Origin of the sequence: Nocardia vinacea NBRC 16497, assembly GCF_000308835.1 — a bacterium.
Taxonomy (GTDB): domain Bacteria; phylum Actinomycetota; class Actinomycetes; order Mycobacteriales; family Mycobacteriaceae; genus Nocardia; species Nocardia vinacea.
This window is the reverse complement of record NZ_BAGN01000081.1, coordinates 1-4,666: the sequence shown is the minus strand read 5'-3', so window position 1 is coordinate 4,666 and position 4,666 is coordinate 1. Positions and strand designations below refer to the sequence as shown.

Annotated in this window: 5 protein-coding genes and 1 pseudogene; 5 read left to right on the top strand and 1 reads right to left on the bottom strand. The window is 67.8% G+C overall.

From position 1 onward, the window contains the following. The 5 genes from ON44_RS10225 to ON44_RS10205 form a co-directional block, all read left to right on the top strand. A partial coding sequence (locus ON44_RS10225; RefSeq protein ID WP_040688427.1) for a 3-methyl-2-oxobutanoate hydroxymethyltransferase occupies window positions 1-392 on the top strand: 392 nt, incomplete at its 5' end. Window positions 393-399: 7 nt separating this feature from the next. After that, window positions 400-1,254 carry a phosphotransferase gene (locus ON44_RS46650; protein ID WP_051181849.1) on the top strand — a complete coding sequence of 285 codons (855 nt, stop codon included), beginning with the start codon at window positions 400-402 and terminating at the stop codon, window positions 1,252-1,254. An 89-nt stretch (window positions 1,255-1,343) separates the two neighbouring features. Next, window positions 1,344-1,793: a hypothetical protein gene (locus tag ON44_RS10215; RefSeq protein WP_040688425.1), complete on the top strand. Its 450-nt coding sequence runs from the start codon at window positions 1,344-1,346 to the stop codon at window positions 1,791-1,793. Continuing rightward, window positions 1,793-2,755, top strand: a complete 963-nt coding sequence (gene pip / locus ON44_RS10210; RefSeq protein WP_040688424.1) for a prolyl aminopeptidase — start codon at window positions 1,793-1,795, stop codon at window positions 2,753-2,755. Before ON44_RS10215 ends, pip begins: the two co-directional genes overlap by 1 nt. Before the next feature lie 2 nt (window positions 2,756-2,757). Then, window positions 2,758-3,693: a CHAD domain-containing protein gene (locus ON44_RS10205; protein ID WP_040688422.1), complete on the top strand. Its 936-nt coding sequence runs from the start codon at window positions 2,758-2,760 to the stop codon at window positions 3,691-3,693. Between the two features lie 226 nt (window positions 3,694-3,919). On the opposite strand, the pseudogene ON44_RS52405 reads toward ON44_RS10205, so the two are convergent. After that, window positions 3,920-4,666, bottom strand: a pseudogene (locus ON44_RS52405) (hypothetical protein); the annotation flags it as partial.

Sequence of the window (4,666 nt, the reverse complement as noted above, 5' to 3'; positions counted from 1 at the left end):
TGATGGCGCATATCGGCTTCACCCCGCAGAGCGTCAATACCCTCGGTGGTTTCCGGGTGCAGGGCCGTGGCGACGGCGCCGACCAGCTCATCGCCGATGCCATCGCGGTTCAGGAGGCCGGTGCGTTCTCCGTGGTGATGGAGATGGTGCCCGCCGAACTGGCCGGCCAGGTGACCCGCAAGCTGACCATCCCGACCGTCGGCATCGGCGCCGGCGCGGAATGCGATGCGCAGGTGCTGGTCTGGCAGGATATGGCGGGCTTCACCAGCGGCAAGACCGCCAAGTTCGTCAAGCGGTTCGGCCGGATCGGCGATGAATTGCGTTCCGCCGCAGCTGCTTACGCCGACGAGGTGCGCCGAGGGACCTTCCCCGGCCCCGAGCACAGCTTCTGAGTTCACGATGACCGGCCGAGCAGTGCACGCACCAGCGGCACTGCTCGGCCAACCCGTGCAACCGATGCTCGATTGGGCCACGGGTGTTCTCACCGCTCGTGACGTGAAAATCGTTGGGCCGCCGGAGGAAACGCGACGGCGGGCGTGGTCGTTGATCGTGCGCGTCCCGACCGATGCGGGTCCGATGTGGTTGAAGGCCAATGCTCGCGCCGGTGCGCACGAGGGTCCGCTGCTACAGGCATTGGCCCGGTTGCGGCCGGGCAGTGTGCTCGAACCGCTTGCGGTGCAACCGGATCACGGCTGGTTACTCAGTCCCGATGGTGGTGCCACCGCGCGGGATTCCGCGGCCGCGTGGACGGAATTGGTTCGCCGCTACGCCGAACTCCAGTTGGCGATGGGCGATCACATCGACGAGCTGCGTGCCACCGGCACACCGTATCTGCCCCCACCCCAACTGATCACGGTGTATCGGCATTTCGAGCCACGCGTGCCCGGCCTCGGCGCGGCGATCACCGAAGCCGGCGCGGCGCTCGCCGAATTCGGCAGGCTGAGCATCGAACACAATGATCTGCATCCGGGAAACGTGTTCACCGATTCGGACATGCTGTTCGACTGGGGCGATGCGGTAATCACGCATCCGCTGCTGTCCTGGCGCGTGCTGCGCGGTCCGCACCGCTCGGAATACCTGGACCGGTGGCGGCAGTCGTGCGCCGTCACCGATGCCGAAATCGCCCTCGTCGACCGGCTGGCACCACTGGTCGCCCTGCATCCGTGGCGCACCATCGACGCGTCGCCACCGCGGTTCGCGCGCTTCCTACAGGGCTTGCTCGACGATCTGCGCACGGGCTTCGGCCTGGTTTGATCGGCGGCGCCCAGCGAACTCGCGCGGGCCAGGCGCGGCAAATAATGGCAGACTCGAAGCCGACAATGCCGACACGAGCAGAGGTACCGATGCCGCAACCCCGTTGGATTTCACGCAGCACGCTAGTGGTGGCGGGCCTATTCGCCGCCGCGGCACTCACCGCCTGCGGAAGCGACTCGAGCCCGGCGCCTACCGGCAGCTCGAGCTCGACCACCGGATCGGCGACGGCCACCAGCGCGGGCAAGACCACCAGCGCGCCGACGACGACCCTGGAGATCTCCGACGCGTCGGCCACCCAGCTGTGCGACATGATTCGCCCGGAACTGTCGAACTGGCGGGTGCAGGGTCCGACGCTGGGCAAGATCGGGCTCAATGCGCTGGTGCACGAATGGGCGCTGCGCAACGGCGGCATCAACGGCCATGTGCTCGCCGATAAGGCGATGATCGACCGGATCACCACCAAGAGCTGCGCCGATGTGCACCAGCAGGCGATCGAGGCGCTGGAACTGCCCGATCTGGCTTCGGGAATCGCCTTCTGATGCGAACCCTCTACCCCGCGATCGAGCCGTACGAAACCGGCATGCTCGATGTCGGCGCGGGCCAATCCGTGTACTGGGAGGTCAGCGGCAATCCGGAGGGTAAGCCCGTGGTGTTCCTGCACGGCGGACCCGGTGGCGGCACCGAGCCGTTCCACCGGCAGTTCTTCGATCCGGCCGCCTACAAGATCGTGCTGCTGGATCAGCGCGGTTGCGGACGGTCCACCCCGCATATCGCGGACGGTGCGAGTCTGGAGACCAATACCACCGCACATCTGATCGCCGATGTCGAAGCACTGCGTATTCGTCTCGGCATCGACCGGTGGCAGGTATTCGGCGGCTCCTGGGGTTCCACGCTCGCACTCGCCTATGCGCAACAGCATCCGGAGCGGGTCACCGAACTGGTGCTGCGCGGGATCTTCCTGTTGCGGCGCAAGGAAATCGACTGGTACTACAACGGCGCCGCGGGCAACATCTACCCCGACGAGTGGGAGAAGTTCCTGGCCCCGGTACCGGTGGACGAGCGCGACAGCGATCTGGTGCAGGTGTACCACCGGCTGCTGCACTCCCCCGACGAGCGGGTCGCCGAGGCGGCCGCCATCGCCTGGTCCACCTGGGAGGGCGCGACGAGTTCGCTACTGCCGCACCCGGATCGGGTGCAGGAGAGTGCCCAGCCGCGGTTCGCGCTGGCCTTCGCCAGGATCGAGAACCACTACTTCGTCAATGGCGGATTCCTCGACGAGGGACAGCTGCTGCGCGATATCGACAAGATCGCGCACATCCCGGCCGTCATCGTGCAGGGTCGCCACGACGTCGTCTGCCCGGCGACCAGCGCTTGGGAGCTGCATCGCGCCTGGCCCGGATCGGTACTGCACATCGTGGACGATGCCGGTCACGCCGCCGCCGAACCCGGAATAACCCACCATCTCGTCGAGGCGACCGACGGATTCGCGAAAGTGAGCTGATCATGGTCACGGCCGGAACCGCCATCGTCGCGGCGCTGCGCGACGACGTCGACCGGCTGCTGGCCGCCGAACCGGATGTCCGCGCCGACGCCTGGGATTCGGTACACCAGATGCGGGTCGCGACGCGCAGGCTGCGCAGCGTGCTGCGCTCCTACCGCACACTCTTCGAGGCCACGCCGATCACCGAGATGCAGCACGAACTGAAATGGCTGGCCGACCTGCTCGGTGTGGCGCGCGATGCCGAGGTGCGGGCCGAACGGTTCGCGGCACTGCTGGCCACGCATGCACCGCAGGATGAATTCGCCCGGCTCGCAACGGAATCAGCTGTGCCAAAGGCGGCAGGCAGCGGCTATGTGCCCGGCACCACCGAGTACGTGCGCACCGAACTGGTCGACGCGGAGCGAGACCGGTACCGGAACGCGCATGGCGAGATCCTCGACGCGCTCGATCATCATCGCTATCACGCACTGCGCCACCGTCTTTCGGCCTGGCGCACCGACCCGCCCCTCGATGCCGACAAGTCGAAACAGCCCGCCGCCGAAGTCTTCGAGCGCATCCTGCGCAAAGACCGCAAGCGCTTACGGCGGTTGGTCTACGCCGAACCCGCCGTCTCACCCGCCGAACGCGTCGAGCTGCTGCACGATATCCGCAAGGGCGCCAAGCGCCTGCGCTACTCGTGCGAGGGCGCGATCGACATACTCGGCAGTGCCGCAAAGGATCTCGGCACCGAGGCGAAACGCCTACAAACCGTACTCGGCGACCACCGCGACGCCGTCGAATCCCGCGAAGCCATCCTGGCCCGCGCCGCCGAAACCCACGCAACCGGCGTCAACGCAACGATCTATGAATTGCTGGCCGACGCCGAGGAAATCGCCGCGGGCGAAGCTCTGGCCAGGTATCCGGCCGCGGCCACGTTCGTTTCTGGGGAGAGTCCCTAGGCTTTCCGGCACACCGCTTCTGCGGTTCGCTAGCGGCCCCCGGGGCTACGTCGCCGGTCCAGGGCTGCCCTGATCAGCTCGTGGGCTGATTTCCCCATCTCTGTTCGACCGGCAAGAGCCTCGAAAGCGCGCTGATACAGCATGCTGTTTCGTCCTCGGCCAGGACCAGCTGAGCCCGCGTCTCAGGATCGGTGATCGGTCGGCCGGGTGTGCCCGGTGCCGGGCATCAGACCGGGTAGCCGAAGCTGATCTTGCGGATGGCGGGGTCGGCGGCGACCAGGCGGACCTGGACTTGCTCGCCTTCCGGGGGTGCGCCGATGCAGGGGCCGACTACCGGCGGGTCGGCGATGAAGACCTCGGCGGGGCGGGTGCCGTTGGCTTCGCGTACTACTACGGCTTCGAAGATCGAGCCACTGCGTTCGGCGAGCAGGGTGGCTTCGGTGAGGTCGATGCAGGCGCGTTCGACTTTGCCTGCGATGCTGTCGCTGCGCTTCATAGACTCGGCAGTGGGGACCAGGCCATCGCGGACCCATTGCGGTACTTCGGTTCCCGCGCAGCGGGCCAGGCAGATCTCGGTGGCGAAACGGTCGGCGAGGCGGCGCAGCGGCGCGGTGACGTGCGCGTAGGGCGCGCCGATCGCGCTGTGCTGCAGGTTGTTCGCGGTCTGCGCGGTGCTCGCGGGCTTGGCACCGGTCCGCCCACCGCCCACCGAGCCCTTGCCGCCGACCGCACCCGCACTGCCCGGTGCGCCCGCGCCACCAACTGCACCGGTACTGCCTGGCGCGCCCGCGCCGCCGACGGAACCCGATCTGCCTGGCGCGCCCGCGCCGCCCGGAGAGCCCGCGCCACCCGGCGATTCGGTATCACCTGCCGCCCGCGAATCGGCCTCCAGCTCCGCACCGCCCGTCGACCGCACACCGCCTGCCGATGGCGCATCACCCGCCGACTGAGCACCGGCCCCAGAACCGTTCAC

Excerpts from the sequence above, each read along its gene's own strand:
- ON44_RS46650 (WP_051181849.1), top strand. The coding sequence starts at position 400 with ATGACCGGCCGAGCAGTGCACGCACCAGCGGCACTGCTCGGCCAACCC.
- ON44_RS10215 (WP_040688425.1), top strand. The coding sequence starts at position 1,344 with ATGCCGCAACCCCGTTGGATTTCACGCAGCACGCTAGTGGTGGCGGGC.
- pip (WP_040688424.1), top strand. The coding sequence starts at position 1,793 with ATGCGAACCCTCTACCCCGCGATCGAGCCGTACGAAACCGGCATGCTC.
- ON44_RS10205 (WP_040688422.1), top strand. The coding sequence starts at position 2,758 with ATGGTCACGGCCGGAACCGCCATCGTCGCGGCGCTGCGCGACGACGTC.